The organism is Mongoliimonas terrestris, assembly GCF_001927285.1.
GTDB lineage: Bacteria > Pseudomonadota > Alphaproteobacteria > Rhizobiales > Pleomorphomonadaceae > Chthonobacter > Chthonobacter terrestris.
The window spans coordinates 1-1,467 of record NZ_MSIG01000047.1; the positions used below are offsets into that span (position 1 = coordinate 1).

Genomic DNA, 1,467 nt, shown 5'->3' on the forward strand with positions numbered 1-1,467 from the left:
GGCGGCGGCACCACGGCGATGCCGTCGATAGGCGCCACCGGCGGCCGCCGCTCCACGATCGCCTCGCCACGTTCCCATCGGGTCAAAGATCAAGGGGACGCGAAAGTCGAGGATTAAAACTGACCACGGCGCGGCATTTTCCTCGTCATCGCGAGCAATCCAACCGCCACATCGGGTCGATGCGGTTCGATCCGGCAAAATACAGGATGATGCGGTTGCCGCCGGGGTCAAATAGTTCCGCCTCGCGCCAAAGCCAACTTTTATCCTCAGGTTCGCTCACGAAGCGAAGGCCGACCTCACGGAGACCGCTGACCTTCTCGTCAAGGTTATCGCATTCGAAATACACTGTGGTCCCGCCACTGCCACTCTCGCCCTGGTGAAGGGAAAAGGTGCTTTCACCGTCCGGGTAAACGAAACGCGCATATCGAGGACGGGAGTCGACGATAGGCTTGAGACCGAGAGTGCAGTAGAAGGCCCAACCCGCATCCAGGTCGGGCATCGTAACAGTTACTTGGTTAAGGCGCACAATCTATACCTCGACTGAATACCCGCATCGTGGCCGAGCACTTCCATACTTTGTCCAAAACTCGACTCCGCACTGCGAATGCGCGGATCCCCCTGGTCTCTCCGGGCCGATCCGAACGGCGACGAGCCGTAAGCCGTTGATGGCCCGTCCTCTTGGCAAAAACCCTGGGCATCGCTATCGTCGGAGTGGAGGACGAGCTTGCGCCCGCCCTCCTTTGCCTACCGCTAGAACGCCACCCGGAAGACAACCGGCCAGGCTGTCCGGGTGCGTTTCAAGCTCAGCGTGATGGTGACGGGCCTTCGCCGCATCGTCATCACCTCCGGTTCGGAACCGGCGAGGCCCTAGCCTTCGGTCGGGGTGGCCCGTCCTCCCCGATCGCGCCGCTGGCCCGGCGCGGTCAGCTTCCGCCGCCGAACGCCACCACCCTAAGGGATCATTGTCATAATCGACAATGCTCGAGATCAGCGCCTGAGCACCGCCACCACCTCCACGTGGCTCGACCACAGGAACTGGTCGATCGGCGTGACGCTCTCGATGCGGTAGCCGCCGTCCACCAGCGTGCGCAGGTCGCGCGCCAGGGTCGCGGGGTTGCAGCTCACCGCCACGACGGTCTTCACGGTCGATTTTGCCAGCCAGCCGCTCTGCTCCGGCGCCCCCGTGCGCGGCGGGTCGAACACCACGGCGTCGAACGGCTCCAGCTCCTTCTCCACCAGCGGGCGGCGTCCCAGGTCGCGCCGCTCGGCGGTGATGCGGCTGCGGCCCGTCATGGTGCGGGCGGCCCGGTCGAGCGCCGCGACCGCGCCTGCGTCGCCTTCGGCGGCGTGGACGGTCGCGTGCCGGGCGAGGCGGAGTGCGAAGGTGCCGACGCCGGCATAGAGGTCCGCCACCCTCTTGGCCCCCGCCGTCGCGGCAAGCACGATGTCGGCCATCGCCGCCTCGGC

Annotated in this window: 2 protein-coding genes; both read right to left on the reverse strand. The window is 65.6% G+C overall.

Features of this window, described 5'->3' with window-relative positions; genetic code table 11:
* Positions 1-145: 145 nt before the first annotated feature.
* Positions 146-526, reverse strand: a complete 381-nt coding sequence (locus BUQ68_RS22540) for a VOC family protein (protein ID WP_075218277.1) — start codon at positions 524-526, stop codon at positions 146-148.
* Between the two features lie 461 nt (positions 527-987).
* The coding region (locus tag BUQ68_RS22545) for a class I SAM-dependent RNA methyltransferase (protein WP_139315310.1) at positions 988-1,467 on the reverse strand (480 nt) is incomplete at its 5' end.